The organism is Roseococcus sp. (genome assembly GCF_965227005.1).
GTDB lineage: Bacteria > Pseudomonadota > Alphaproteobacteria > Acetobacterales > Acetobacteraceae > Roseococcus.
The window spans coordinates 12,017-39,009 of sequence record NZ_CBDDFJ010000023.1 but is presented as its reverse complement, the minus strand read 5'-3'; the positions used below and the strand labels follow the sequence as shown (position 1 = coordinate 39,009).

Here is a 26,993-nt window from a genome sequence, read left to right as displayed (position 1 = left end):
CTGGAAATCTGGTTGACCCGCTCGGCCCTGGCGGACCGGGGAGGGCTGCGCAGCGAGGAGGGCCTGGAGCGCGGCGATCGTCAGGGGCGCAGCACCTCGTTCGAAGGCCGCGTGGTCCGGGATCAGGCCGTGCAGTCGCGCCGCGTCGTTCGGTCACGCGGCCCGGATGGTAATCGTCACGGCCCCTCGGCCTGAACCAGTTCGAAGCCTTCGTCGAGCCAGCCGGTGATGCCCCCGGCCATGATCTTCACCGGACGGCTGAGCTGGGCCAGCCGCAGCGCGCCCCGGGCGGCGCCGTTGCAATGCGCGCCCGGCACAGTAGGTGACGAAGACCGTCCCCTGCGGCCACGCCTGCATCCTGGAGCCGATGATCTTGCCATGCGGTAGGTTGACGGCCCCCGGCACGTGGCCCCGGGCGTAGAGGGCGGGGCTGCGCACATCCAGCAGCACAAAGTCGGCGCCGCGCGACAAGGCGTCGTGCACGTCCCAGCAATCGGTCTCGAAGGTCAGCCCGGCCGCGAAGTGCTCGCGGGCGAGGTCGCTGGGTGCCGGAGCGATGGCGGTCACTGCGGTGGGCATGGCGCTGTCCTGCTGCTGTCGATACCGCAGTGTCGCAGCCACCGCGCTCCGCTTGCCATTGGCATGGATGACAGAGTACAGGCATATCATGCCAAAACTGATGGGCCCCCTCGTGGCGGCTCTGCTCTACGACGGCCTCTGCACTTTCGAGTTCGGCATCGTGGCCGAAGTCTTCGGCCTGCCCCGCCCCGAGATGGGGGAGGGCTGGGTACCGCTTCGCGGCCTGCGCCGTGGAGGAGGGCCCGCTGCGCGCCCAGGGCGGCTTTACCCTGACGGCGGAGCACGGGCCGGAGCTGCTCGACCAGGCGGATATCATCGTCGTCCCCGGCTGGAAGGGCGCCGCAGCGCCGGTGCCCGAGGCCCTGTGCCAGCGCCTGCGGGACGCGCATGGGCGCGGCGCGCGGTTGGCTTCCATCTGCTCGGGGGCCTTCGTGCTGGCCGCGACCGGCCTTCTGGACGGCGGCACCGCCACCACCCACTGGCGCTATGCGGACGTGCTGCGCCAGCGCTATCCCGGCGTCGCGGTCGATCACGGCGTCTCTGTACCGTGCCCATGGGCGCATCCTCACCTCGGCCGGGAGCGCCGCCGGGATCGACCTGCTGATCGAGATTGTGCGCCGGGATTTCGGGCCGGAAGCGGCCAACTCCGTGGCCCGACGCCTGATCATGCCAGCCCACCGCAGCGGCGGCCAGGCGCAGTTCCTGGAGCGGCCGGTGCCGGTCAGCCGCCACGCGGAGGTCGCGCCCCCTGCTGGACCGGCTGCTGCGCGCCGACCTGGCTCTACCGTGGACCTTGCAGCGCATGGCGGATGACTGCCGCATGAGCCTGCGGACCTTCATCCGGCGCTTCACCGAGGCGACGGGTTCGCCGCCGGGCGAGTGGCTGGTGGCCGAGCGCGTCGAGGAAGCCAAGCGTCAGCTCACGACCGGGCATGCCAGCATCGACGCGATCGCGGAGGCCGTCGGGTTCGGCACGCCGGAGACGCTGCGGCACCATTTCCGCCGCGGCGTCGGTGTCGCGCCGAGGGAGTATCGCCTTCGCTTCGGGATAGCGCGGCAGAGCGGCCCGCCCATGCCTATGGCGAAGCGACGGCACCACCAGTCATAGCCGCCCCCGGGCCGTCTCTCCACCTCGCGGTCGGCGCGCGGAACGGCGTTGACAAGGTTGGCGTCACGACCGGCGATCCGGGACATTGTTGATGTCGCCGAGGGACAAGTTCCCTGGCACGTCCCGGCCGGAAATCAATCGATCAGGTCGGTTTCAGGAATATGTCTCCTGGCATCGCACACCAGTTGGGCGGCCGCGCCGCCCGGCCGCGTTCAGCGCAGGGTTTGCGCGATGGCCTCGCCGGCCAACCGGGCGCTCACCAGCAGGCGGTCGCGGTCATGGCCCTGGCGGGCCATGGTGGACATCCCCGTCATGACCGTCACCACGTAATCCGCCAGGCATTCGGCCAGTTCCGGACGGGTGGTGGCGATGAAATCCCGCAGCGCGATGCCCGCGCCCTCGGTCAGACGCAGCGCGGCCTCGCGCGCCTCGGGGTCGCTACAACGGGTGCCCTCGATGGCAAGGCAGCCGCCGGCCGCGGGGTCGGCGCCGTAGCGGCGCGCCGCTTCCTCCAGCACCTGCGCGAGTGCCGCGGCCAGCGGCGCGCCCTGGCGCAGGATCTCCGTGATCGGAACCCCCTCGGTGGAGGTGTAGCGGCAGAGCGCGCGCGCATAGAGCCCCGCCTTGCTGCCGAAGGCCGCGTAGAAGCTCGGCGGGTTGATGCCCAACGCCTGGGTGAGGTCGGCCACGCTGACGGCGTCGTAGCCGCGCGCCTGGAACAGCTTCTGGGCGGTGACGACGGCGCTTTCGGGGTCGAAGCGGCGGGGGCGGCCACGAGGGCGTGTTAAATTTGTAGTAATCATTACAAAATCTCTTGACGGGGTCGTTCCGAGGATTATGTAGCGATTAATACATTAAATCTCAAGGAACCCCACATGACCGATTTTCAGGGTAAGCGCGTTCTGGTGCTCGGCGGCAGCCGCGGGATCGGCGCGGCGATCGTGCGGCGCTTCGCGGCCGATGGCGCCGCGGTGACCTTCACCTATGCCGGCTCGCGCGAGGCGGCCGAGCGCCTTGCGGCCGAGACGGGGGCGACCGCCGGCCTGACGGACAGCGCCGAGCGCGACGCGGTCATCGCGCGGGTTCGCGATAGCGGGCCGCTGGACGTACTGGTGGTGAATGCCGGAGTGGGCGCCTTCGGCGATCCCCTGGAGCAGGATCCCGACGAGGTGGACCGCCTCATCCGCATCAACGTGAACGCGCCCTATCACGCGGCGGTCGAGGCCGCGCGGAAGATGCCCGAGGGCGGGCGCATCATCGTCATCGGCTCCGTGAACGGGGACCGCATTCCCTTCCCCGGGCTGTCGGCCTACGCGATGAGCAAATCGGCGTTGCAGGGCATGGCGCGCGGCTTGGCGCGCGACTTCGGGCCGCGCGGGATCACGGTGAACGTCGTCCAGCCCGGTCCGATCGACACCGATCTGAACCCGGCCGACGGCCCGATGAAGGACATCCAGCACGCCGTCATGGCGATCAAGCGCCACGGCCGCCCGGAGGATGTGGCGGGCATGGTCGCGTGGCTCGCCGGGGCCGGAGGCGGGCTTCGTGACCGGGGCGATGCACACGATCGACGGCGGCTTCGGCGCCTGACGCCAAGCGGGAAGGGGCGGCCGGAGCTCCGCCGCCCGACGCGTCAGGAAGCCGACTCCGCTTCGCGGAGTCTTTGACCGGATGGGCGGAGGCTGGCAGCCTGGGCGCAACAACAAAATGGTTGCGCCATGAAACGTCGAACCCTTCTTCAAGCCACCGCAGCCGGGGGATTGGCGGTCGCGGCGCCGGCGCTGGCGCAGCCGGCACGGGCCTCGACCCTGCGCTTCGTGCCGCAGGCGAATCTCACCGCGCTGGATCCCATCTGGACCAGCGCGATCGTCACCCAGATGCACGGCTACCATGTCTACGACACGCTCTTCGCCGTGAACGGCGCGCAGCAGCCCAAGCCGCAGATGGCCGAGGGCCACCGGGTCAGCGACGATGGCCGCGTCTGGCAGATCCGTCTGCGGGAAGGCCTGCGCTTCCACGATGGCGAGCCGGTGCGCGCCATCGACTGCGCCGCCAGCCTCGAGCGCTGGTCCAAGCGCGACGCCTTCGGCCAGATCCTCGCGGCCGTGGTGGACCGCTGGGTCGCGACCGACGACCGCACGCTGGAAATCCGCCTGAAGCGGCCCTTCCCGATGCTGCTCGACGCTTTGGCCAAGCCCGACGCTAATGTCGCCTTCATCCTGCCCGAGCGTCTGGCGCGCACAGATGCCAGCACGCAGGTCTCGGAGATGATCGGCTCGGGCCCCTATCGCTTCCAGCGGGATGAATTCGTTTCCGGCAGCCGCGTGACCTATACGCGCAACGACGCCTATGTGCCGCGCCAGGAGCCCTCGGACTGGGCCTCCGGCGGCAAGGTCGCGTATTTTCCGCGCATCGAATGGCACATCCTGCCCGACCCCGCGACCGCCGCGGCGGCGCTGCAGAACGGCGAGATCGACTGGCTGGAGCAGCCGCTGACCGACCTGCTGCCCACACTCCAGCGCAACCGCAACATCGCGGTGGAGGCGCTCAATCCCACCGGGCTCATGTCCATCATGCGGCTGAACCATCTGCAGGCGCCGTTCAACGATCTCAAGGTCCGCCAGGCGGTGGCGCTCTCGGTGGACCAGAGCGAATACATGCGCGCGACGATGGGCGACGATGCCTCGGTCTGGCGCGAGTGCCACAGCCTGTTCCCCTGCGGCACGCCGCTGGGTGTGGAGAACCTCTCCGAGCTCAACGCGCCGCCCCGCAGCCTGGACCGGGCGCGCGCGGCGCTGCAGGCCTCGGGCTACAAGGGCGAGAAGGTCGTCATCATCAATCCGACGGGACTTCCCGCTCATCGGCCCGCATGGCCAGATCACGGCCGATCGCCTGCGCCGCATCGGCATGAACGTCGAGCTGGCCGAGACCGATTGGGGGACCGTGGTCCAGCGCCGCGTCAGCCGCGCGCCGGTGGACCAGGGCGGTTGGAGCGTCTTCCACACCTATGGCTCCTCCCTGGCCTATCTCAATCCGGGCGTGTCCTCGCTGGTGAAGGGACCGGGCGCACCGGGCTGGTTCGGCTGGTACGAGAGCGCCCGCGCGCAGGAGCTGGTCCAGGCCTGGCTCGATGCGGCGGAGCCGGAACGGCAGCAAAATCTCGCCAATGAGATCAACAAGCTGGCGCAGGACGATGTGGCCACCATTCCACTCGGGCAATTCGTCATCCGCAGCGCCTATCGGCGGCGCATCACCGGACTGGCCAAGGGCAGCATGCCCTATCCCTGGGGCGTGCGCCCCGCCTGAGGTCGAAGAAACGGCGATGGAAAAAACCTTGTCCGGCGTGGCAGGATTCCAGCCATGTCGCCCGATCCCCGCCTGACCCCGGCTCCGGTCTCTCCTCCACGAGCTCGGCCGGAAGCTCGACCTCGATCTCGCCGTTCGTCTCTGGGACGGCGAGGCCATCCCCCTCGGGCAGCACTGGACCGGCGATCTCGCCATCGCTGTCCGTGATCCCAGGGCCATCACGCGGCTGCTGCGCCGCCCGCGCCTGCCCACGCTCATCGATCTGCTCGCCGAAGGGCTGATCGAGATCGAGGGCGGAACCCTGCTCGACCTCGCAGCGCGGCGAGGGGGATCGGGGAAGGCGCGGGCTGGCGCGCTCGGTGAGCAAGCTCGCGGCGGCGCGGGCGCTGCTGCCCTTCCTCTTCGGGCCCGGCGCCTCAGGCGGCGCCCAGGCCTATGCGGGTGCGCAGAAGGCGCGCGCCGGCGAGGGACGCGACGACCAGGCGCAGGTCCAGTTCCATTACGACCTGTCCAACGAATTCTATGCGCTCTTCCTCGACCCGGAGATGGTCTATTCCTGCGCCTACTATCCTGATTGGGAGGCGGATCTCGCCACGGCGCAGAAGGCCAAGCTGGAGATGATCTGCCGCAAGCTGCGCCTTGCCCCGGGCGAGCGGTTTCTCGACATCGGCTGCGGCTGGGGCGGGCTCGTCTGCCACGCGGCGCAGCACCACTGCGTGCGGGCGCATGGCGTGACGCTCAGCCAGGCGCAGTTCGATTTCGCGACGGCCAAGGTGAAGCGACTCGGCCTGGAGGACCGCGTGACGATCGAGCTGCGGGACTTCCGCAGCCTGAAGGACGTGGAGTTCGACAAGATCGCCTCCATCGGCATGTTCGAGCATGTCGGGCTCGACAATCGCGACGGATATTTCAGCCATATCAGGGCACTGCTCCGGCCGCGCGGGATCTACCTGCACCACGCGATCGCCCGGCCCATGAAGCGGAACGAGCGCGAGTTCCGCAGGAAGCGGCCGGAATTCGCCGCGCTCGTGAACTACATCTTCCCAGGTGGAGAGCTCGATCATATCGGCGGCACGACCGACGCCCTGGAGCGCAACGGCTTCGAGGTCCACGACACCGAGGGCTGGCGCGAGCATTACGGCCGCACCTGCCGGCTCTGGACGGAAAACCTATATGCCAGGCGCGAGGCGGCCGAGGCCGAGGTGGGCGCGGCCAAGACGCGCATCTGGCTGGTCTATCTCGCCGGCTGCGCTTTGGCCTTCGAGCGCGGCAGCGTGAACATCTTCCAGACTGTGGCGACGAAAAAGGCGGGCGGGGCCTCGGGCCTGCCTCCCACCAGGGGCGATCTCTACGCAAAGGCCGTTGTCTGAGGCCTGCCCCCCTTTGACATCGGCGCTTCGGGTGGTAAGGCAGCGGCCATCGGAGTGTGGCGCAGCCTGGTAGCGCACTTGTCTGGGGGACAAGGGGTCGTCGGTTCAAATCCGGCCACTCCGACCATCCGGCCCTTGATCCCCCCTGGATCGGGCCACTCGACGGCTCCCTTCATTCGAATTCCGGCGGATGCCCTTCCTCCTGAAGAGCTCGCGGCGGCCGCCGTCCTGCGTCGCGACAAAAGCGTGCGAGAGGGCGATCCGTTCGCAAAGGCTCACTTCGAAGTCTCTAGCTCTTTGCTTTTTTCGAGTATCTTTACCCGACCAGACGATTCCGTCTGATCGGGTGATGCTCTAACCTGCCCGTAGGCCCGCCTGCCGGATGACCGGCCCCCCAGAGAGCATCGTCCTGGGCCGCCCCGCGCGGCCAATTCCTCGGGCGAACTGGATGCGGGGTCCAGCCCCATCCCGCGAAGGCGCGCCTGGGTTTCCGGCTCGGCCAGAACGGCGGCGATGGCGCCATTCAGGGTCGCCACGATGGGCGCGGGCAGCCCCCGCCGGCCCGAAGACCCCGAACCAGCCGATGACCTTGTAGCTGGGAAGAGTCTCGGCGATGGCAGGCACGTCCGGCAGGAGTGGATGGCGGCCGGTGCTGGTCACGGCGATGACACGGGCATTGCCGCCCTGGACGAGCGGCAGCGCGGCGGGCGTGTCGAACATGAAGTCGATGCGGCCGGCCAGGACCTCGGCCATGGAGGGGCCGCTGCCGCGGAAGGGGACGTGCTGCATCTGCACGCCGGCCTGCATGCCGAGAAGTTCCGCGGAGAGATGGTTGGAGGATCCGTTCCCGGCGGAGCCGTAGGTGACCGTACCGCTTCGTGCTGCGGCCAGCAGATCGGCGAGATTGCGCGCCGGGTGATCGCCGCGCAGGACCAGCATGTTGATGTGCTCGATCAGCATCGAGACCGGCGTGAAGCCCCGGACGGGATCATAGGGCAGCCGGGCATAGAGATGCGGGTTGATGCCATGCGTGCCCGTGGTGCCCAGGCCGATCGCGGAGCCATCGGGCGCGGCGCGGGTCAGCCGCTCCATGCCCAGGCCGCCGCCGGCGCCGCCGACATTCTCCACCACCAGATTTGCGCGGAGCCGTTCGTTCAACCGCAATGTGACGAGCCGCGCGACGGCATCGGTCGGACCGCCGGGCGTGAAGGGGACGATGAAGCGGATGGGGCGTCCGAGCCAGGGCTCATCGGCCGATGCCCTGCGGCTTCCCAGCAAGTACGGAGTCGCCAGGCCCCACAAGGCCGCCCGCCGCGTGAGGCGGGCCCGATCGATGCTCATTCTTTCCTCCAGGCCGGCACCTGATCGGCGCCCATCCTTACTTGGGCGCCAGTTTGGGGCGGTCCGGGAGGAAAGCTAGTGGGTCACCGCCGCTGGCTCCTGGGATCGAGCGCGTCGCGCAGCCCATCGCCGACCAGGTTGAAGGCCAGCACCACCAGGAAGATCGCGAGCCCCGGGAAGATGGCGAGCCAGGGCGCGCCCTCGATGAAGCGCTGCGCCGAGTTCAGCATGCTCCCCCAGGAGGGGTTGGGCGGCTGCTGGCCAAGGCCGAGAAAGCTCAGCGAGGCCTCGGCGATGATGGCCTCCGCGATGGCCAGCGTTGCCTGCACCAGCAACGGCGGGACGATGTTGGGCAGCACATGCATCAGCCCGATCCGCCAGAGCGGATTGCCCAGGGCGCGCGCCGCCTCCACCCAATCCGTGCTGCGCGCCTCCAGGGCCATGCCGCGCGTGAGCCGCACGAAGATGGGCGAGGCGGAGATGGCGATGGCGATCATCGCATTCTCCAGCGCCGGGCCGAGGAAGGCCGCGAGCGCGATGGCCAGGATCAGGAAGGGGATCGACAGCATCGCATCGGCGACGCGGCTGATCACGATATCCACCCACTTGCCGCCGAGCCCGGCGACGAGGCCCACCGGCACGCCGATCAGCGCCGCCCCGCCGACCGCGATGACGCCCGCCATCAGGCTCGCCCGCGCGCCGAAGAGCACGCGGCTGAGCACATCGCGCCCATTCTCGTCCGTGCCGAAGAGGTGCGTGAGCGAGGGCGGCTTGCGGATGCGTGTCCAGCTCGTCTCCAGCGGGTCGAAGGGCGCGATCCAGGGGGCGAGCAGCGCGGCGGCGACGAAGATCACCACCACGACCAGCCCGAACATGGCGAGCTTGTGCTGGGCGAAGCGCCGCAGCGCACGGCGTCCAGGGCTTTCGCCGGTCTCGATGGCGAGGCTGCCGGCGGTGGCGCTCATGCCGTGCGCAGCCGCGGGTTGATGGCCATGTAGAGCAGGTCCGCCACCAGGCTCAGCAGGATGAAGATCAGCGCCGTCGTCATCACCACGCCCTGCACCACCGGATAGTCGCGGTTGAAGACGGCATCGACGACGAGCTTGCCGAAGCCGGGGATGGAGAAGATCTGCTCGGTCAGCACCGCGCCCGCCAGCAGCCGCCCGAACTCGATGGTGCCCAGCGTGACGACGGGCACCAGCGCATTGCGCAGCGCATGCTTGCCGACGACGATCCGCTCGCTCAGTCCCTTGGCGCGCGCCGTGCGCACATAGTCCTGGCTGAGCGCGCCCAGCATGGCCGCGCGGGTGTGGCGCATCAGGACCGAGGCCACGCCGGTGCCGAGCACGAAGGCCGGCATGATGGTCGTCTGGAGGCTCATCAGCGGGTCTTCCCAGAGCGGCACATAGCCGCTGGGCGGCAGCCAGCCGAGCTGCACCGAGAAGAGCAGGATCATCATGATCCCGAGCCAGAAATTCGGCGTGGAGATGCCGAAGAGCGCGATGGCGTTGATGATCCAGTCGGCCGGCCGGTCGCGCCAGACGGCGCTCAGCACGCCGCAGGGAACTCCGATCACCACGCCGATGACGAAGCTCATGGACGCCAGCTGGAAGGTGACGGGCAGCTTCTCCATCACCAGCTCGCCGACCGGCAGGCGGATGCGCCAGGAGAAGCCGAGATCGCCGTGCAGCGCGCGCCAGATCCAGTGCAGATATTGCTTCACCAAGGGCTGGTCGAGCATCAGCTCGGCGCGGATCTGCGCCAGCACCTCGGGGTCGCCGCGCTCCTCGCCGGCGAGGATCAGCGCGGGGTCGCCCGGCATGAGCTGCTGGAGCGCGAAGACGAGAATGGAGACGATGATCAGCGTGGGGATCACCTGACCCAGGCGGCGGAGCAGAAATCCCCACATGTCTGCGTCAGCCCTTGCCGCGCGCGGCTTCATGCGCGGCGGCAAGCTCGGCGTCCTTGGCCGCCGCGCTCCGCACACCCGGCAGCGCGGCCACGCGTTCGGCGAAGGTCACGAACTCCGGATGCTTCGGCACGACGCCGAACATCATTGTCCAGCCGAGCGCCACGCCCCAGAGGATATCGGCCGCCGTGAGACGCTCGCCGAGCAGCCAGGGACCCTTGGCGAGTTGGCCGCGCAGTACGTCGATGACGGCCTCGTAGCTACCATAGGGGCTCATGGAGGCCGTGCCGGGATCGCGCTTCTGGGCGTGGTCCACGATCGCCGGCTCGAAGGCCGAGCCGTAGAAGAAGAGCCAGCGCAGGAAGGGGCCGCGCAAGGGATCGCCGATCGGCGGCGCCATCTTCGCCTCGGGGAAGCGGTCGGCGAGGTAGAGGAAGATCGCGCCCTGCTCGGTGACGAGGGCGCCGTCCTCCGTGACAGCGGGCACCTTCCCCAGCGGGTTGATGGTCAGGTAGGCCGGCTGCCGGTTCTCGCCGGTGCGCATGTCCATGGCGTGCAGCTCGTAGGGCACGCCCATCTGCTCGAGCAGCGAGCGGGCGCCGCTGGAGCGCGTATTGGGGCAGTGGTGCAGCGTGATCATTGCAGCCTCATTCCTTGCAGGCGGAGAATGCCGTCTGGAACGTTCACATAGCCCTGAAGCCGCGCGGTGTGCGCGACGATGTTCTTGCGGTGCCAGAGGTAGATGCGGTGGCGGTCCTGCCGCAGCGAGATCTGCCAGATCTGGCCGTAGAGCTCGCGCCGCTTGCCTGCATCCGGCTCGCTGCGCGCCGCGTCGAGCAGGCGATCCACCTCGGGATTGGCGTAGCGGCCGTCATTCTGCGGACCGCGGGAATGGATGAAGGTCCAGCTGTTCCCGTCGGGATCGACGCGCCCGGACCAGGCGAGGAGATAGGATTCGAAATCGCCCCGCGTGGCCGCCTGGAGGCTGCTGGCGAATTCCATCGTGTTGAGGCGCAGGTCGAACCCCGCCTCGCGCACCATGGCCTGGATCACCTCGCCGGCCTGGCGCAGATCGGGGCTGTTGGGGATGGTCATCTCGACCCGCAGCGGCGTGGTCACGCCGGCCTCCCGCAGCAGGGCGCGCGCGCGCTCCAGGTTGCGCGGCTCGGGACGGAAGTCGGCGACATGGAAGGGGTTGGCCGGCGGGACCGGCTGCGCGGTGGGCGTGTACATGCCCTCATAGACGACCTGGTTGAGCGCGGTACGGTCGATCGCGAGCTCGAAGGCCTCGCGCACGCGGGCGTTCTGGCCGAGGGGCGTCTGGGCGCGGGCGCCGTTGCCGATATTGAAGGTGATCGACTGGTAGCCCAGCTCGTCGCTGACCGAGACGCGCAGGCGGTTGTTCCGCCGCACGGCCGCCACGTCATCGGGATCGATGGTCTGCACCATCTCCAACGCGCCGGACTGCAGGTTGGCGAGGCGCACCGTGCTGTCCGTGATGATCTGGTAGGTCACGCGATTCAGGTGGATGGCCGCGGCGTTCCAGTATTCGGGGAAACGCTCGACCACGATGCGATCCTGCGCCACGCGCTCGACGAAGCGGAAGGGGCCGGCGCAGACGGGGCGCGTGCCGAAGTTGCGCCCGCCGGCCTCGGCGGCCTTGGGGCTTACGATCATGCCGGCGCGGTCGGTGAGCTGGGAGAGGAAGGGCGCGGAGGGCGCGCTCAGGCGGATGCGGACCTTCAGTGGATCGACGACCTCCACCGCTTCGATGGTGTTGATCTCGCCGCGCCGGAAGCTGCCCTGCATGTTCCGGTGCCGGTCGAGGCTGTAGCGCACGGCCTCGGCGTCCATCGCCTCGCCGTCATGGAAGCGCACGCCCTCGCGCAGCGTGATGAGCAAGGTGCGCGGGTCTTCCCAGGTATAGCCGGTGGCGAGCTGTGGGACGATCTCCAGCCGCTCGTTGATGTCGAAGAGCTTGTCGCACAGGCTCGCGAAGACGATGCGGCCGACGAAGGTGCGCGCCAGCGTCGGGTCCAGGATATCGGGGTCCTCGCGCAGCCCGATGCGGAGGTTCTGCGCCTGCGCCGCGGCGCAAAGCCCCAGCACGGCACAGGTGGCGAGCAGCAGGCGGCGGATCATGCGATGGGCTCCCGGTTCGTCGTGAAGAAGCTTTGGAGATGGGCGAGCCGCGCATCGGCGGCGGCCTCCCGGATGGGCGTCGCGGCGGGCAGGCTATCCTGGAAGTGGCAGGCGGTGAGATGTGGTTCTTGCCCGGTCAGCTCCGGCATCGCTTCCGCGCAGAGCGCCTGGGCATGGGGGCAGCGCGTCCGAAAGCGGCAGCCGGAAGGCGGCGAAACGGGGGAGGGGATATCGCCCTCCAGCAGCTTCAGCGCGCCGCCCTGGCCTGGCACGGCGGCGAGCAGCGCTCGGGTATAGGGATGGCGCGGCGCGCGGAAGATCTGCTCCGCCGGCGCCTCCTCGACGATGCGGCCGAGATACATCACCGCCACCCGGTCCGCGATTTGCCGCACCACGCCGAGATCATGGCTGATGAGCACGAAGGTCAGGCCGAGATCGCGGATCAGGTCGCCCAGCAGGTTCACCACCTGCGCCTGGACGGAGACGTCGAGTGCCGAGACCGGCTCGTCGCCGATGATGAGGCGCGGCTCGCTGGCCAAAGCCCGCGCGATGGCGATGCGCTGGCGCTGGCCGCCGGAGAATTCATGCGGCCAGCGGCGCGCGAGCTCGGGGCGAAGGCCCACGCGCTCCAGCAGTTCCGCGACGCGCGCGCGCTCCCGGCCGCGATGCAGCTTGTGGAGGATCAGCGGCTCGGTGATCGCGGCCTCGACCGTCATGCGCGGATCCAGGCTGGCGAAGGGGTCCTGGAAGATGAGCTGCATCTCGCGCCGCCTGGCGCGCAGGGCGGCGGGCTTCAGGGCCAGCAGGTCCTCGCCGTCGAAGCGCAGGCTGCCGGCGTCGGGTTCCACGAGCCGCAGCGCGACGCGGCCGAGCGTGGACTTGCCGCAACCGCTCTCGCCGACGATGGCGAGCACGCCGCCCTTCGGCACCGAGAGCGACACGCCATCCACCGCGCGCACCGCGCCGCGCTTGCGGCCGAGGCTGTCGCGGAAGGGGAAGTGCTTCACCATCCCCTCGAGCTGCAGCAAGGCGTTCATGCGAGCGGCGCCCGGTGGCAGGCCGCGAAATGCTCGGGAGCGATCTCGCGCAGGGGAGGCATCGTCGCGCAGATCTCGAGCGCGAAGGGGCAGCGCGGCGCGAAGCGGCAGCCGGGCGGCGGGTCGCGCAGGTCGGGCACCGTGCCCTCGATGGAGGCGAGGCGCGGGCGCTTGGAATCCAGCCGTGGCGCCGCGCCGAGCAGGCCGATCGTGTAGGGATGCTGCGGCTCGGCGAAGAGCCGCGCGGCCGGCGCACGCTCGGCGACGCGGCCGGCATACATCACCACCACCTCGTCCGCATGGTCCTGCACCACGCCGAGATCGTGGGTGATGAGCACCACCGCCGTTCCGGTCTCGCGCTTCAACTCGTCGAGCAGCGCCAGGATCTGCGCCTGCACCGTGACGTCGAGCGCGGTGGTGGGCTCGTCGGCGATGAGCAGCCTGGGGCGGCAGGCGAGCGCGATGGCGATCATCACGCGCTGCCGCATGCCGCCGGAGAGCTGGTGCGGATACTGCTTCGCGCGCCGCGCGGCCTCGGGAATGCGGACGCGCTCCAGCATGGCGATGGCGCGCGCCATGGCGTCGCGCGGGCTGAGGCCCTCATGGAGGCGAAGCGCCTCGGCCACCTGCTCGCCGGCGGTGAAGGCCGGGTTCAGGCTGGTCATGGGCTCCTGGAAGATCATCGCGAGCTCCCGGCCGCGCGCGCTGCGCTGGCCCTCGGCGGTGAGCATTTCGCCGGCCAGGCGGATGTCGCCCAGGCGCTGCGCGTTGTCGGCCAGCAGCCCGAGGATGGCGAGCGCGGTGGCCGATTTCCCGCAGCCGCTCTCGCCCACGATGGCCAGCGTGCGCCCCGGCTCGACGCTGAAGGAGACGCCGTCCACCGCCCTCAGCGCGCCGCGGTCGGTGTGGAATTCGATGCTGAGGCTCTCGACTTCCAGCGCGTTCATTCTGTCGCTCTCGCCTCGAGGGCCGCGGCGATGACGGCCCGGTCGAAGACGCCCGGATGGTCCGCGCCGGCGAGGAAGCTACGGAACGGCACGAAGCGCTCCTGCGCGACCGCGTGCAGGCGGCGCAGCTCGGCCAGCGGATCGGGATGGTCGTCCACGCGAAGGTCGAGATCGGGATAGGGATCCCTCGATGCGACCATCAGCGCGGCCGATTGCTTGCCGCGCGCATCGCCCCCGGCGGCCTCGCCGGCCTCCATGGCGTGGATCAGCCGCAGCGCCATGGGCAGGTGATCCGCGGCGAGGAAGGCGGCGAGCGTGTCTGCGACCACGCCCGGTCCCGCCAGCATATTGCCCGCGACCGAGACATCCTTGGCCCGGACCGCGCCGCACCAGGGCACGCAAGCCGCGCCCGTGTGCTGCGCGATCGCGCCGTCGGGGCCGAGGATGTGGAACTGCCGCGCCTCGCGCCCGGCATCCGCCGCGATCAGCGCGTCGAGGATGGCCTGCGGCGCCTCGCCTGCGCGCAGCCGCTCCATGCCCCGCAGGGCCAGCATCGGATTGATCAGCGCCTGCGAGGACAGCGCGCCCACGCCGGCCTCCACGCGCGGGGCCAGCGCGCCCAGGGCGAAGAAGCGCGTCGCGATGGCGACGCCGAACTCGCCGCTGCGCGGATCGCGCGCCAGGAGGGACCATGTCATCGCCGGGGACTGTAGCGAAGGTGGTCCGGGCGCATAGAGGCGAGTTTGAGCGGCGAGGCCGGCGCGCCCGCCCCATGCCTTGCCCTTGAGCAGCCTTGCATCATCGCGCGGCGATCGAGGCACGGCCCCGTCGCGTGGCGCGGGACCGGAGGGCTGGCGGAGGCGTCGCCTCCGCCAGCGGGATCAAAGTCGCACGCGCAGCCAGTTGCCGATCTCGCCCACGAGTCCACGGCGGAAGGCGAGCACGCAGAGCACGAAGATCACGCCCTGGATCACCGTCACCCAGGCGCCGAACTCGGCCAGGTAGTTCTGCATGGTGATGATCACGGCCGCGCCCACGAAGGGCCCGAAGATGGTGCCGAGACCACCGACCAGCGACATCAGCACGACCTCGCCCGACATGGTCCAGAACACGTCGGTGAGGGTCGCGATGCCGAAGACCAGCGACTTCAGCCCGCCCGCCACGCCGGCCAGCCCGGCCGAGAGCACGAAGGCCATCAGCTTGTAGTCGTCCGTGCGGTAGCCGAGCGAGGTGGCGCGCGGCTCGTTCTCGCGGATCGACTTCAGCACCATGCCGAAGGGCGAGTGCACGATGCGATGGATCAGCAGGAAGCCGAGCAGGAAGACGCCCGCCGTCAGCCAGTACATGTTGATGTCGCGGCTGAGGTCCACGACGCCGAGGAAGTACCCGCGCGGGATGGACTGGATGCCGTCCTCACCGCCGGTGAAGGGCGCCTGGACGCAGAAGAAATAGACCATCTGCGCGAAGGCCAGGGTGATCATGGCGAAGTAGATGCCCTGCCGGCGGATGGCGATCCAGCCGATGACCAGGCCCAGCGCCGCGCCGACAAGCCCGCCGAGAATGATGGAGAGCTCAGGCGGCAATCCCCAGACCTTGGCGGCATGGCCGGTGATATAGCCCCCCATGCCGAAATAGGCCGCATGCCCGAAGCTCAGTAGTCCGACATAGCCGATGAGCAGGTTGAAGGCGCAGGCGAAGAGCGCGAAGCAGAGCAGCTTCATCAGGAAGACGGGGTAGAGGAAGAAGGGGCTGATCGCGAGGAAGGCGATCAGCACGGCGAAGGCAAAGACCTGGGCCTGGGTGAAGCCGAGGAAATAGGCCTCCTCGTTGCGGAAATCGGTACCGCTGAAACCGCCGGGTGCCGCCATGGGTCAGGCCCTCCCGAAGAGGCCGGCGGGACGCGCCAGCAGCACGATGGCCATGACCACGAAGATCACGGTGGAGGAGGCTTCGGGGTAAAACACCTTGGTCAGACCTTCGATGACGCCGAGCCCGAAGCCCGTGAGGACCGAGCCGAGGATGGAGCCCATGCCGCCGATGACGACGACGGCGAAGACGATGATGATGAGGTTCGAGCCCATCTGCGGATTCACGGAGTAGATCGGCGCGGCGAGCACGCCGGCGAAGGCGGCCAGGGCGACACCGCCTCCATAGGTCAGCGTCATGAGGCGCGGCACGTTGATGCCGAAGGCCTGGACCAGCGCGGCATTCTCGGTCGAGGCGCGGAGGTAGCTGCCGATCTTGGTCTTCTCGATCACGAGCCAGGTGGTGAAGCACATCACCGCCGCCACGACGACGACCCAGCCGCGATAGACGGGCAGGAACATGAAGCCGAGATCCCAGGCGCCGGCGAGCTGCGGCGGGATGCGGTAGGGCAGGCCCGAGCTGCCATACTGGTTGCGGAACACGCCCTCGATGATGAGGCCCAGGCCGAAGGTCAGCAGCAGGCCGTAGAGATGATCGAGCTTGTACAATCGGGCGATCATGGTGCGTTCGAGGATGACGCCGAAGGCCCCCACCAGCAGCGGCGCCAGAACCAGCGCCCACCAGTAGTTGAGCCCCACATATTCCAGCAGCATCCAGGCCGCGAAGGCGCCCATCATGAACTGCGCGCCGTGGGCGAAGTTGATGACGTTCAGCATGCCGAAGATGACCGCCAGGCCCAGCGAGAGCAGGGCATAGAAGGCGCCGTTGATCAGGCCGAGCAGCAATTGGCCGAAGAGCAGCGGTGCCGGAATCCCGAAAATATCGTCCATACTCGATCTATCCTCTGACGAGCGGGCAACGGCCCTCTTGCAGCGGCCGGAAGGCATTCTCGGCCGCGGTGGTGATGATGGTGTCCTGGCCGGACCGACCCTGCGCGCACGGCCGCCCGGCCGGCATCGCCGCAAGCCCGCCGGGGGCGAGCAGATCTCTGCGGGGCGGGCTCATGCACGGATCCTCGGCAAGGGTTGAAGGGATAAGGATGGCGCGGCTCTTGGCGGCCGCTTCCACCGCCGGCGTCAGGTGCGGATGAAGGGGCAACCGCCTTCGGCGAGCGGCCGCCAGGCGTCTTCCGCCGAGGTGGTCTGCAGCAGCTTGAGATAGTCCCAGGGCCCGCGGGATTCCGAGGGCGCCTTCACCTCCCAGAGGTAGGAGGGAACCATCATCCGCCCGTCCTGGCGCAGCGTGCCGCGCCCGAAGGCCTCATCCTCGACGGGGAGGCTCTTCATGCGGTTCATCACCTCGATGCCCGATGTCTTGGACGCGGCGACGCCCATGGCGGCCACCGCCTTGAGGTAGTGCAGCGTCGCCGAGTAGTTGCCCGCCGTGACCATGTTGGGCATGGCGCGGTTGTTGAGCCGCGGCTGGACGCGGCGGCTGAAGGCGCGGGTGCGGTCGTCCATGTCCCAGTAGAAGCTCTCGGTCATCACGAGGCCCTGGGCGCTTTCGAGGCCGAGCGCATGGACGTCGGCGATGAACATCAGCAGCGCCGCGAGCTTGGTGCCGCGCCGGGTGATGCCGAACTCCGCCGCCTGCTTGATGCAGTTGATCGTGTCCGCGCCCGCATTGGCGAAGGCGATCACCTTCGCGCGGCTGGCCTGCGCCTGCACGAGAAAGGCGGAGAAGTCCGAGGTGGCGGGGAAGGGATAGCGCACGCTGCCGGCGACGCGTCCGCCATTGGCGCGCACGAAGGTTGAGGTGTCGCGCTCCAGCGCATGGCCGAAGGCATAGTCGGCGGTGATGAAGAACCAGCTGTCGCCGCCCGCGCGCACCATGGCGCCGCCCGTCGACTTCGCCAGCATATAGGTGTCGTAGACCCAATGCGCCGTGTTCGGGCTGCATTGCGGCCCCGTGAGGTCGGCCGTGGCCGCGCCGACGTTGATGTAGACCTTGTTCTTCTCCCTCGCGACGGAGTTCACGGCGAGGCCCACCGAGGAGGTCGGCACGTCGAGGATCATGTCGACGCCCTGGTCGTACCATTGGCGCGCGATGTTCACGCCGACATCGGGGCGGTTCTGATGGTCGGCGCCGACGATCTCGATGTTGAAGCCGCGGCCATTGCCGAACTCCTGCGCCGCGATCTGCGCCATGATGACGCCGTTCGGCCCGCCGATGTCGCGATAGGGGCCGGACTGGTCGTTCATCACGCCGATCTTGATGGTATTCGCCTGCGCGCGGGCGCTGCGGAACGGCAGCGCGCCGAGGGCGGCGCCGGCGGTCGCGCCGAGAACGGCACGGCGGTCGAGGTTGGTCATCAGATTGGTCTCCCTGGATATCCGGGGCGGGCGGTCTGCGCCGCCTCGCCCCCGTGTTGCGGTGCTTAGCGAACCAGAGCGCAGCCTCCCTGGGCGATCGGACGGAAGGCCTGGTCGGCGGGCGTCGTGCTGAGCAGCTTGTAGTAGTCCCAGGCGCCGCGGCTCTCGGAAGGCGGCTTCACCTCGAAGAGGTAGGACGGGTGGATCTTGCGGCCATCGGCGCGGATGCTGCCCGCCCCGAAGGCGTCGTCCTCGGTCGGCATGGCCTTCATCTTCGCGACCGCGTCGGCGCCGCTGGCCTTGGCCGCGGGCACGCCCATCTCGGCCACGGCCTTCAGGTAGTGCAGCACCGAGGAGTAGCAGCCGGCCTGCACCATCGAGGGCTTGGCCCCACCCGGCAGCGCCAGGCGCGTGGAGAAGCCGCGCGTCTTGTCGTTGAGATCCCAGTAGAAGGTCTCGGTCAGCACCAGACCCTGCGCCGTCTGCAGCCCGAGCGAATGCACGTCGGTGATGAAGACCAGCAGACCCGCCAGCTTGGTGCGGCCGCCGCGCGTCAGCCCGAACTCCGCCGCCTGCTTGATGGTGTTGATCGTGTCGCCGCCCGCATTGGCGAGACCCACGACCTGCGCCCGGCTCGCCTGGGCCTGCAGCAGGAAGGAGGAGAAGTCGGTCGTGCCGGGGAAGGGCGTGCGCACCGAACCCACCACCCGGCCGCCCGCGCCGCGCACGAATTCCGAGGCGTCGCGCTCCAGCGCGTGGCCGAAGGCGTAGTCGGCGGTGATGAAGAACCAGCTCTGCCCGCCCGCCCGCACCATCGCGCCGCCGGTGGAGCTGGAGAGCATCCAGGTGTCATAGGTCCAGTGGATGGTGTTGGGCGTGCAGGCGCTGCCGGTGAGGTCGGAGGAGGCCGCCCCCGAATTCAGCATCACCTTGTTCTTCTCGCGCGTGATGTTGTTCACCGCGAGCGCGACCGAGCTCGTCGGCACGTCGATGAGGACGTCCACGCCGTCGCGGTCGATCCATTGCCGCGCGACCGTGGAGCCGACATCCGGGCGGTTCTGATGGTCGGCCGAAACGACCTCCACATTGATCCCGCGCTGGGTGATCCCGCTCTCCTGCACGGCCATCTGCACGGCGCGCAGCGAGCCCGGCCCGGCGAGGTCGCGGTAGAGCCCCGACATGTCGGTCAGCACGCCGATCTTGATGGTATTCGCCTGCGCGCGGGCCCGGCCCGGAAGGCCTCCGGCGAGGGGCGCCGCAGCGGCGGCGGAGAGGAGGGTGCGACGTTGAATGGTCATAGGCTCGTTTGCTCCCGTGCGGCGTCCGCGAAGGTCAGACGCTCAGATACTGGTTGAGGCGGTCCAGCGAGGAATTGAGTTCCGCGTTCGGCACCATGTCCATCACGCGGCCATGCTCCATCACGTAGTGACGGTCGGCCACGGTCTGGGCGAAGCGGAAGTTCTGCTCGACGAGAAGGACGGTGAAGCCGCGCGTCTTCAGCTCGCGGATGGTGCGGCCGATCTGCTGCACGATGACCGGCGCCAGGCCCTCCGAGGGTTCGTCGAGCAGCAGCAGCTTGGCCCCGGTGCGCAGGATGCGCCCGATCGCCAGCATCTGCTGCTCGCCGCCCGAGAGCTTGGTGCCCGGGCTGTGCGCGCGCTCCTTGAGATTGGGGAAGAGCGTGTGGATTTCGGCCACGGAAAGCCCGCCCGGCCGCAGCATCGGCGGCAGCATGAGGTTTTCCGTCACGTCGAGCGAGGCGAAGATGCCGCGCTCCTCGGGGCAATAGCCGATACCGGTGCGGGCGATCAGGTCCGAGCGCAGCCCGATAAGCTCCGTGCCATCGAACCTGATCGAGCCCGCGCGGCGGCCGACGAGGCCCATGATGGCGCGCAGGGTCGAAGTCTTGCCGGCGCCGTTGCGGCCCAGCAGCGTCACGACCTCGCCTTCGGCGATGTCGATGTCCACGCCGTGCAGGACGTGGCTCTCGCCGTACCAGGCTTCCAGGCCCTGGATCTTGAGCATGGGATCAGACATGCAGGCTGCTCTCCGGAACGCCGACGCTGGAGGGGTCGGTCCCCAGATAGGCCGCCTGGACATCGGGGTTGCGGCTGACCGAGGCGTAGTCGCCCTCGGCCAGGACCTCGCCGCGGGCCAGCACGGTGATCCGGTCGCACAGGCCTTCGACCACCTTGAGGTTGTGCTCCACCAGCAGAACGGTGCGCCCCACGGAGACGCGCTTGATGAGGGTGACGATGCGGTCCACGTCGTCATGGGTCATGCCGGCGGTCGGCTCGTCGAGCAGCATCATCACCGGCTCTAGCGCGAGGGTGGTCGCGATCTCCAGCGCGCGCTTGCGGCCATAGGGAAGCTGGCCGGCCTGCAGCGGGGCGTATTCGGTGAGGCCGACATCCTCCAGCAGCTCGCGGGCGCGGGCGTCGTATTGCTTCAGCGCCGAATCCGAGCGCCAGAAATCGAAGCTCGCGCCGCGGGCGCGCTGAAGCGCCAGGCGGACGTTCTCCAGGACCGAAAGATGCGGGAAGACGGCCGAGATCTGGAACGAGCGGACCAGGCCCAGCCGCGCCACCTCGGCCGGCTTCATGTTGGTGATGTCCCGCCCATCATAGGTGATGGTGCCGCGCGTCGGCTGCAGGAATTTGGTGAGCAGATTGAAGCAGGTCGTCTTGCCTGCCCCATTCGGGCCGATCAGCCCGTGGATGCTACCGCGGCGGATGGAGAGGTTGACGTTCTGCACGGCGAGAAAGCCGAGGAACTCCTTGGTCAGCCCCTGGGTCTCCAGAATCGTATCGCTCACTCGTCCGCATCCCCTTGGTGTCATTTCCCTGAAGCCAGTTCTTGTCCGGCCTTATCGCCTGTATGACGAGGCGGGCGATGCCTTGCAAGCATCATCGCTGGTGCCGTCACCGCCTTGAATTCAACCGGACATATTCCGCTTGGCGGCCGTGCTCGGCGTAACCCATCCCGACCCTGGATCCCCTCCACCCGTCAGCCCGCCCACGCGTGGGAAGGGGCGCCCGGGCGTCGAGCGGCTTTCGGAGGATCATGCCTTCACCTTTGCGTGGCCGGGGAGGAAAATCCCGGCAGCCCAGTTTTCCGTTGAGCCGGCGGCCCGGCAGCTTCAGACTTTCTCCTCCGCGGAGGAGAGTTCCGGCATTGGGAAAATATGAGCGGCCGCGCGCGCTCGGCGATGCGCTGCAGGTCCTCGCGAGCGCCGAGTGCCAGGTCCTGGCAGGGGGCACCGACATCTTTCCCGCGCGGGCGCATGCGGCGGCCTGGGGCGCGCCGCGTGAGGCGCATCTGCTCGACATCACCGCCATCGAGATGCTGCGCGGGATATCGCGCGAGGGAGGCGCCTGGCGCATCGGCGCGGCGACGAGCTGGGCCACGCTGCGCGATGCGGATCTGCCGCCCGGCTTCGATGCACTGCGCGAGGCGGCGCGGCAGGTCGGCGGACGGCAGGTCCAGGCGCGCGGAACTCTGGGCGGCAATCTCTGCAACGCCTCGCCGGCCGCCGATGGCGTGCCGCCGCTGCTGGTGCTGGAGGCCGAGGTGGAGCTGGCGAGCCTGCGCGGATCGCGACGGCTGCAACTGACGGAATTCATCCTGGGCAACCGCCGCACGGCGCGGGCGCAGGACGAGCTGCTGGTCGCGATCCATGTGCCCGACGCCATGGCGCGATCGCCCTCGGTCTTCCTCAAGCTGGGATCGCGCGCGCATCTGGTGATCTCCATCGCGATGGTCGCGGCCAATGCCGCCGGGCGCGTGGCGGTGGGCTCCTGCTCGGAGGTCGCGCGGCTGCTGGACGAGCGCGGGCTGGCACCCATCGACGATGTGCGCGCCACTGCCGACTATCGCCGGATCGCCGCCGCCGAGCTCGTCGCCCGCGCGCGGGAGCGGCTGGCCGCATGACCTCGCTGCAGGTGAACGGCGCGGCGCGGGAGCTCGACCTTCCCGGCCAGACCCGGCTCGCCGATGCGCTGCGCGATGCGCTCGGCCTGACGGGCACGAAGATCGGCTGCGATGCCGGGGATTGCGGGGCGTGCACGGTGCTGGTGGACGGCGCGCAGGCCTGCGCCTGCCTCACGCCGCTCGGGCAATGCGAGGGGGCGGCGGTCGAGACCATCGAGGGCCTGGCCGCGATGGCGGAGGGCCAGGCGCTGATGGCGCGTTTTCTCGCGCATGGCGCCGCGCAATGCGGGATCTGTACGCCGGGAATGCTGATGGCGGGGACGGAGCTGTTGCGCCGGAACGCTACGCCGTCCGAGTCCGAGGTGGAGGAAGCCTTGGGCGGCGTGCTCTGCCGCTGCACCGGCTACCGACGGATCATCGACGCGATCCGTGGCGTCGATGCCGTGACGGAAGCGGGCGCCGTCGGCGATCGCCTGCCGCGCCTGGACGGCCTGCCGAAGCTGGATGGCACGGAGCTCTACGGCGCCGATCTCGCCCCGGCCCATGCGCTCTGGCTGCGCGCCATCCGCAGCCCGCATGCGCATGCGCGCTTCGTCCTTGGGAAGATGGCGGATTTCCTGGCCGCGCATCCCGGCATCCGCGCGGTGCTGAGCGCGAAGGATGTGCCCGGCCGCAACGGCTACGGCATCTATCCCCATCTCAAGGATCAGCCCGTCTTCGCCGAGGAGCGCGTGCTCTATCGCGGCGATCCGGTCTGCGCCGTGGTCGGCACGCGCGCGGCGGTGGAGGCGCTGCGCTTCGAGGCCCTGCCCATCGCCTGGGAGGTGCTGCCGCCGCTCACCGATCCCGGCACGGCCCTGCGATCCGCGCCCCTGCACGCTGCGTTCCCCGATAACGTGCTGACCACGGGCTTTGTGCGCCGGGGCGATGCCGAAGCGGCGCTGGCGGCCTGCGCGCATGTGACCTGGGGCGAGTGGCGGACCGGCTTCGTCGAGCACGCCTATCTCGAGCCCGAGGCCGGCTTCGCGCGGCGGGTCCGGCCGGAGGCCGGCGAGGGCGACGTATCTGACCGCATCGAGCTCTGGTCCAGCACCCAGGCGCCGGGGATGGATCGCGAGGAGGTGGCCGGCGTGCTCGGCCTTTCGATGGACCGGGTGCGCATCATCCCCTCGGCCTGCGGCGGTGGCTTCGGCGGCAAGCTGGATGCGGGGATCCAGCCCATGCTCGCGGTCGCGGCCTGGGTGATGGACCATCCCGTCCGCGCCATCTGGTCGCGGACCGAGAGCATGGCCGCCAGCACCAAGCGCCACCCCGCGCGCATCACCGCCCGTGCCGGCTGCGATGCGGAGGGCCGCCTCGTCGCGCTCGATTTCGAGGGCCTCTATGACACCGGCGCCTATGCGAGCTGGGGCCCCACGGTTGCGGGCCGCGTGCCGGTGCATGCCACCGGGCCCTACCGCGTGCCGCATGTCCGCGCCCGGGCGCGGGCCGTGCACACGCATCAGCCGCCCTCAGGTGCCTTTCGCGGCTTCGGCGTGCCGCAGGCCGCCATCGCGCAGGAGATGCTGTGGGACCGCCTGGCCGATGCCTGCGGGCTGGACCGGCTGGAGTTCCGTCTTCGCAACGCCCTCGTCGCCGGCGACACCACGGCCACCGGCCATCGCCTGGAGCACTCGGCCGGTCAGCGCCTGTGCTTCGAGGCGCTGCGCCCCGCCTGGCGCGAATGGCGCGACAAGGCCGCCGCGCGCAACGCGGCCGGCGGCGTCCTGCGCCACGGCGTGGGCGTGGCCGGCATGTGGTACGGCATCGGCAACACCGCCATGTCCAACCCCTCCGAGATGCGGATCGTGCTGGGGGTGGACGGGCGCATCACCTTCTTCAACGGCGCGGTCGATATCGGCCAGGGCAGCAGCACGGTGCTCATCCAGATCGCGGCCGAGACGCTGGGCCTTCCGGTCGAGGCCCTGGCCCATGTGAACGGCGACACGGCGCGGACGCTGGATGCCGGCAAGACCAGCGCCTCGCGCCAGACCTTCGTCAGCGGCCGCGCCGCGCTGGAGGCGGCGGCGGATCTGCGCGAGAAGATCCTGCGCGGGAGCAACGGCAAGCTCGGCTGGGACGGCGCGCTGACGCTGGACGGCGCGCCCTTCCGCCCGCCCGAGCCCATCGAGGGCCATGGCCGCTTCGATCCGCCCACCGTCCCTCTCAATGCGAACGGGCAGGGCATCCCCTACGCCACCTATGGCTTCGCCGCGCAGCTCTGCGCGCTCGCCGTCGACGTGAAGCTCGGCACGGTGAAGCTGGAGCGCTTCGTCGCCGCGCATGACGTAGGCCGCGCCATCAACCCGACCCTGGTCGAGGGCCAGATCCATGGCGGCATCGCCCAGGGCATCGGCCTGGCGCTGATGGAGGAATACCTTCCCGGCCGCACCGAGAACCTGCACGACTACCTGATCCCCACCTTCGGCGACGTGCCGCCCATCGACTGCATCCTGATCGAGGAGCGCGAGCCGCTCGGCCCCTTCGGCGCCAAGGGCGTGGGCGAGCCGGCCCTGGTCGCGACCGCGCCCGCCATCCTCTCCGCCATCCGCGACGCGACGGGGGCCGAGATCCACCGCATTCCGGCCTTGCCGCATCGGGTGCTGGAGGCGCTAAAATCCACGGGCAGATGGTAGATCGCACCGCAATCTTCGGCGCCGCCGAGGCCGATGGCATCGTCCGTTGCGATGCCTGCCCGGTGCTCTGCCGCATTCGCCCCGGCCGGGCCGGCGCCTGCCATCGCTATGCCAATGACGATGGCGCGCTCATCCGCACCGATCCGCTGCTCCTGCTGCGCCGGACCATCGAGGCGGGCGGGCCGCTCGTCCCCTTCCTCGATGCCGCGCGGGACTGGGACGGCGGCATCGCCCCACCCGCCCAGGAGGTCTTCGTCACGGCCATCGGGGCGGGCACCACCTATCCCGACTACAAGCCCGCGCCCTTCATCGTCGGTTCGCGGCATGCGGGCGTGGACACGGTCACCGTCGTGACCGAGGGGATCTTCAGCTATTGCGGCCTCAAGGCGAAGATCGACACGGACCGCCATCTCGGCCCGGAAGCCGCGCGCGTGATGCATGAGGGCGAGCAGATCGGCCATGTCACCACGGCGGAATACGGCTCGCAGATGCTCAGCCTGGGTGGCGTGCGGCATCTGACCGGCGGCTCGAAGCGCGAGGGGACCGTCACCTGCGCGGCCCTGCTGGCGCTGTGCCGCAAGGAGGCGATCGAGGTCGCGATCGAGGGCGGCGCGACGCTCGTGCTCCAGGCCGGGGCCGCGCCCATCGTGAACGGCGTGCCCGAGCGCCGCATGCGGGTGGGCTGCGGCTCGGCCGCCATCGGCATCTTCGCCCGGCAGTGGCAGGGGCATGTGGACGAGGTGATCGTGGTGGATGACCACATCACCGGTGTCCTCACCGAGCATCAGGCCGGCAAGTGCCTGGACATGCGCCCCTCGGGCATCCGCGTCCGCGGCCGGCGCTCCACGCCCGGGCGCTATTTCCAGGTGGCGCATCCCGGGATGGGCTGGGGCGGCACCGACATTTCCGACCCGCTGACCATCATCGAGAGCATCGACCCCCGGCTCGCCTGGCCGGGGCTGCGCCTGCTGCTGACGACCACCACCGGCGAGGACTCGCTGTATCTGGAGTTGGACGCGGCCCTGCGTCCGGTCCCCGCGCCCATGCCGCGCGCCGTCGCGGACACCGTCGCGCGCATCGGCGAGAATTGCGAACCGGCTTTGACCTCCCTCCTCTTTGTGGCGGGGGCGGGGGGATCGCTGCGCGCCGGGGTCACGGAAAACCCCATCCTCCTGACCCGCGGCGTCCAGCGCGGCGAGGTGCGGGTGACCATGGGGGGCGCGCCCTGCTATCTCTATCCGGGTGGAGGGATCACCATCATGACGGATGTCCTGGCCATCCCGGACCGGGCCTTCGGCCATGTGCCGACGCCGGCCCTGGTCGCGCCGCTCGAATTCACGCTGCGCGCCGATCTCTACGCCGCCCTTGGCGGCCATGTGGACCAGGCGCTGAGCCTGGAGGCGCTGCTTGCCCAATACGGCCAAGGCGCGACCCATGAGGACTGGCCCGCCGGAAATCCCTGGCCCGGCGCGCCGGGATGAGCGACGGCCCGCCGCCGCACCGCGCCCTGTTGCCGGACGGACGCCTGCATCTGCAGGACGGGCCGATCGATCTGGTCATCGGCCTGGAGGGAGACCGCGCCGCCGTCCTGGCGGCGCGCGAGGCCGCCTGGCGGTCCCTGCACGGCGTGCTGGCCGGGCTGATCGAGGAACTGCCGCTGTTGCGCGCGCCTTTGCTCGGCCGGCTGCCGGAACTGCGCCACCCCGTCGCCCGCCGCATGGCCGAAGCCGCCTGGCCGTATCGGGCGCAATTCGTGACGCCCATGGTCGCCGTGGCCGGCGCCGTTGCCGAGCATGTGGTGGCTGCCATCGCCGCCATTCCCGGCATCTCGGTGGCGCATGTGAACAATGGCGGCGACATCGCGCTCCACCTCTCGCCCGCCAGCTGCCTCAGGGTCGGGTTGATGGAGGGACCGGAGGCGGCGGGGCCCGATGGCCTCGCGGTGATCCGGGGGGATGGCGCGGTGCGCGGCATCGCGACCTCCGGCTGGCGGGGGCGGAGCTTTTCGCTCGGCATTGCCGATGCGGTGACGGTGGTGGCCCTGGGGGCCGCGCAGGCCGATGCGGCCGCCAGCATCATCGCTAATGCCGTGGATGTGGAGCATGCCGCCGTGATCCGCCGGCCGGCCGAGAGCCTCGATCCGGACAGCGACCTCGGCGGCCTGCCGGTCACCGTCGACGTCGGGGCGCTGCCGCCGGAGCTGGCGGCCATGGCGCTGGACCGAGGCACGGCTTGCGCCGAAGCCCTGCTGGGCCGTGGCCTGATCCTGGGCGCCTGCCTGAGGCTCCAGGGCCAGGTGCGGCTGTCCGGCCTGCTGGCGCTCGGAGATGAAGTCTCCGCGTCCCATTCATGACACAGGATCGGGTTACCAGGAATCAATGCCTTGGACCGTTTTGCGGATGTTCAAGGCT

Annotated in this window: 24 protein-coding genes, 1 tRNA gene and 3 pseudogenes; 11 read left to right on the top strand and 17 right to left on the bottom strand. The window is 69.7% G+C overall.

Going from position 1 to position 26,993, the window contains the following annotated elements; translation table 11 throughout:
- Positions 1-12 precede the first annotated feature (12 nt).
- Positions 13-195, top strand: a complete 183-nt coding sequence (locus ACO057_RS12885) for a hypothetical protein (protein ID WP_421992486.1) — start codon at positions 13-15, stop codon at positions 193-195.
- Here the strand turns inward: ACO057_RS12885 and ACO057_RS12880 are convergent.
- Both ACO057_RS12880 and ACO057_RS12875 read right to left on the bottom strand, forming a co-directional pair.
- The gene (locus ACO057_RS12880; protein ID WP_421992484.1) at positions 177-317 is read right to left on the bottom strand and encodes a hypothetical protein; all 141 of its coding nucleotides are present in this window, start codon (positions 315-317) and stop codon (positions 177-179) included. The genes ACO057_RS12885 and ACO057_RS12880 overlap by 19 nt on opposite strands.
- A 43-nt stretch (positions 318-360) precedes the next feature.
- Positions 361-579, bottom strand: a pseudogene (locus ACO057_RS12875) (rhodanese-like domain-containing protein); the annotation flags it as partial.
- A 230-nt stretch (positions 580-809) separates the two neighbouring features.
- Between ACO057_RS12875 and ACO057_RS12870 the strand changes: the two are divergent.
- Both ACO057_RS12870 and ACO057_RS12865 read left to right on the top strand, forming a co-directional pair.
- Positions 810-1,403: a DJ-1/PfpI family protein gene (locus ACO057_RS12870; protein ID WP_421992291.1), complete on the top strand. Its 594-nt coding sequence runs from the start codon at positions 810-812 to the stop codon at positions 1,401-1,403.
- On the top strand, positions 1,382-1,687 hold the full coding sequence (locus tag ACO057_RS12865) for a helix-turn-helix domain-containing protein (RefSeq protein ID WP_421992289.1): 306 nt from the start codon (positions 1,382-1,384) through the stop codon (positions 1,685-1,687). The genes ACO057_RS12870 and ACO057_RS12865 overlap by 22 nt, the downstream gene beginning before the upstream one ends.
- A 212-nt stretch (positions 1,688-1,899) precedes the next feature.
- Here ACO057_RS12865 and ACO057_RS12860 read toward each other — a convergent pair whose 3' ends face one another.
- Entirely contained in the window at positions 1,900-2,490 is a 591-nt protein-coding gene (locus tag ACO057_RS12860) for a TetR/AcrR family transcriptional regulator (RefSeq protein WP_421992287.1), read from the bottom strand.
- A 72-nt stretch (positions 2,491-2,562) separates the two neighbouring features.
- Here ACO057_RS12860 and bdcA point away from each other — a divergent pair.
- The 4 genes and pseudogenes from bdcA (at position 2,563) to ACO057_RS12840 (ending at position 6,490) form a co-directional block, all read left to right on the top strand.
- Positions 2,563-3,277: pseudogene (gene bdcA / locus ACO057_RS12855) on the top strand (SDR family oxidoreductase).
- A gap of 128 nt (positions 3,278-3,405) precedes the next feature.
- Positions 3,406-4,993 (top strand): annotated as a pseudogene (locus ACO057_RS12850) (ABC transporter substrate-binding protein).
- 359 nt (positions 4,994-5,352) lie between these two features.
- A complete protein-coding gene (locus tag ACO057_RS12845; protein WP_421992285.1) occupies positions 5,353-6,363 on the top strand; it encodes a class I SAM-dependent methyltransferase in 1,011 nt (336 codons plus the stop codon).
- A gap of 50 nt (positions 6,364-6,413) precedes the next feature.
- A tRNA-Pro gene (locus tag ACO057_RS12840) sits at positions 6,414-6,490 on the top strand.
- A 227-nt stretch (positions 6,491-6,717) separates the two neighbouring features.
- Here ACO057_RS12840 and ACO057_RS12835 read toward each other — a convergent pair.
- From ACO057_RS12835 to ACO057_RS12770, 14 genes are all read right to left on the bottom strand, one after another.
- Positions 6,718-7,704, bottom strand: coding sequence for a Bug family tripartite tricarboxylate transporter substrate binding protein (locus ACO057_RS12835; protein WP_421992283.1), 987 nt, complete (start codon positions 7,702-7,704; stop codon positions 6,718-6,720).
- Between the two features lie 83 nt (positions 7,705-7,787).
- Positions 7,788-8,669, bottom strand: a complete 882-nt coding sequence (locus ACO057_RS12830; protein ID WP_421992281.1) for an ABC transporter permease — start codon at positions 8,667-8,669, stop codon at positions 7,788-7,790.
- Entirely contained in the window at positions 8,666-9,613 is a 948-nt protein-coding gene (locus ACO057_RS12825; RefSeq protein ID WP_421992279.1) for an ABC transporter permease, read from the bottom strand. The genes ACO057_RS12830 and ACO057_RS12825 overlap by 4 nt, the downstream gene beginning before the upstream one ends.
- A gap of 7 nt (positions 9,614-9,620) precedes the next feature.
- The gene (locus ACO057_RS12820) at positions 9,621-10,253 is read right to left on the bottom strand and encodes a glutathione S-transferase family protein (RefSeq protein ID WP_421992277.1); all 633 of its coding nucleotides are present in this window, start codon (positions 10,251-10,253) and stop codon (positions 9,621-9,623) included.
- Complete coding sequence (locus ACO057_RS12815; RefSeq protein WP_421992275.1) at positions 10,250-11,755, bottom strand: ABC transporter substrate-binding protein; 1,506 nt, start codon at positions 11,753-11,755, stop codon at positions 10,250-10,252. The genes ACO057_RS12820 and ACO057_RS12815 overlap by 4 nt, the downstream gene beginning before the upstream one ends.
- Positions 11,752-12,792, bottom strand: a complete 1,041-nt coding sequence (locus tag ACO057_RS12810; RefSeq protein WP_421992273.1) for an ABC transporter ATP-binding protein — start codon at positions 12,790-12,792, stop codon at positions 11,752-11,754. Before ACO057_RS12810 ends, ACO057_RS12815 begins: the two co-directional genes overlap by 4 nt.
- Entirely contained in the window at positions 12,789-13,739 is a 951-nt protein-coding gene (locus tag ACO057_RS12805; protein WP_421992271.1) for an ABC transporter ATP-binding protein, read from the bottom strand. Before ACO057_RS12805 ends, ACO057_RS12810 begins: the two co-directional genes overlap by 4 nt.
- Positions 13,736-14,437: a DUF1028 domain-containing protein gene (locus ACO057_RS12800; protein WP_421992269.1), complete on the bottom strand. Its 702-nt coding sequence runs from the start codon at positions 14,435-14,437 to the stop codon at positions 13,736-13,738. Before ACO057_RS12800 ends, ACO057_RS12805 begins: the two co-directional genes overlap by 4 nt.
- Positions 14,438-14,620: 183 nt before the next feature.
- A complete protein-coding gene (locus ACO057_RS12795) occupies positions 14,621-15,607 on the bottom strand; it encodes a branched-chain amino acid ABC transporter permease (protein WP_421992267.1) in 987 nt (328 codons plus the stop codon).
- Between the two features lie 3 nt (positions 15,608-15,610).
- Positions 15,611-16,495 carry a branched-chain amino acid ABC transporter permease gene (locus ACO057_RS12790; protein ID WP_421992265.1) on the bottom strand — a complete coding sequence of 295 codons (885 nt, stop codon included), beginning with the start codon at positions 16,493-16,495 and terminating at the stop codon, positions 15,611-15,613.
- Between the two features lie 246 nt (positions 16,496-16,741).
- Complete coding sequence (locus ACO057_RS12785) at positions 16,742-17,977, bottom strand: ABC transporter substrate-binding protein (protein ID WP_421992263.1); 1,236 nt, start codon at positions 17,975-17,977, stop codon at positions 16,742-16,744.
- Between the two features lie 65 nt (positions 17,978-18,042).
- Positions 18,043-19,275, bottom strand: a complete 1,233-nt coding sequence (locus ACO057_RS12780) for an ABC transporter substrate-binding protein (protein WP_421992261.1) — start codon at positions 19,273-19,275, stop codon at positions 18,043-18,045.
- Between the two features lie 34 nt (positions 19,276-19,309).
- Complete coding sequence (locus ACO057_RS12775; protein ID WP_421992259.1) at positions 19,310-20,014, bottom strand: ABC transporter ATP-binding protein; 705 nt, start codon at positions 20,012-20,014, stop codon at positions 19,310-19,312.
- The gene (locus ACO057_RS12770) at positions 20,007-20,792 is read right to left on the bottom strand and encodes an ABC transporter ATP-binding protein (RefSeq protein WP_421992257.1); all 786 of its coding nucleotides are present in this window, start codon (positions 20,790-20,792) and stop codon (positions 20,007-20,009) included. The genes ACO057_RS12775 and ACO057_RS12770 overlap by 8 nt, the downstream gene beginning before the upstream one ends.
- Before the next feature lie 359 nt (positions 20,793-21,151).
- Between ACO057_RS12770 and ACO057_RS12765 the strand changes: the two genes are divergently transcribed.
- Genes ACO057_RS12765 through ACO057_RS12750 form a run of 4 tightly spaced genes read left to right on the top strand, consistent with a single transcriptional unit; the run spans position 21,152 to position 26,935 of the window.
- Positions 21,152-21,907 (top strand): FAD binding domain-containing protein, encoded by a 756-nt coding sequence (locus ACO057_RS12765; protein WP_421992255.1) that lies wholly within the window; start codon positions 21,152-21,154, stop codon positions 21,905-21,907.
- Positions 21,904-24,582, top strand: a complete 2,679-nt coding sequence (locus ACO057_RS12760; protein WP_421992253.1) for a molybdopterin-dependent oxidoreductase — start codon at positions 21,904-21,906, stop codon at positions 24,580-24,582. Before ACO057_RS12765 ends, ACO057_RS12760 begins: the two co-directional genes overlap by 4 nt.
- Positions 24,576-26,063 (top strand): 6-hydroxynicotinate reductase, encoded by a 1,488-nt coding sequence (locus ACO057_RS12755; protein ID WP_421992251.1) that lies wholly within the window; start codon positions 24,576-24,578, stop codon positions 26,061-26,063. The genes ACO057_RS12760 and ACO057_RS12755 overlap by 7 nt, the downstream gene beginning before the upstream one ends.
- Positions 26,060-26,935, top strand: a complete 876-nt coding sequence (locus ACO057_RS12750; protein ID WP_421992249.1) for a UPF0280 family protein — start codon at positions 26,060-26,062, stop codon at positions 26,933-26,935. Before ACO057_RS12755 ends, ACO057_RS12750 begins: the two co-directional genes overlap by 4 nt.
- The last annotated feature ends 58 nt before the right edge of the window (positions 26,936-26,993 follow it).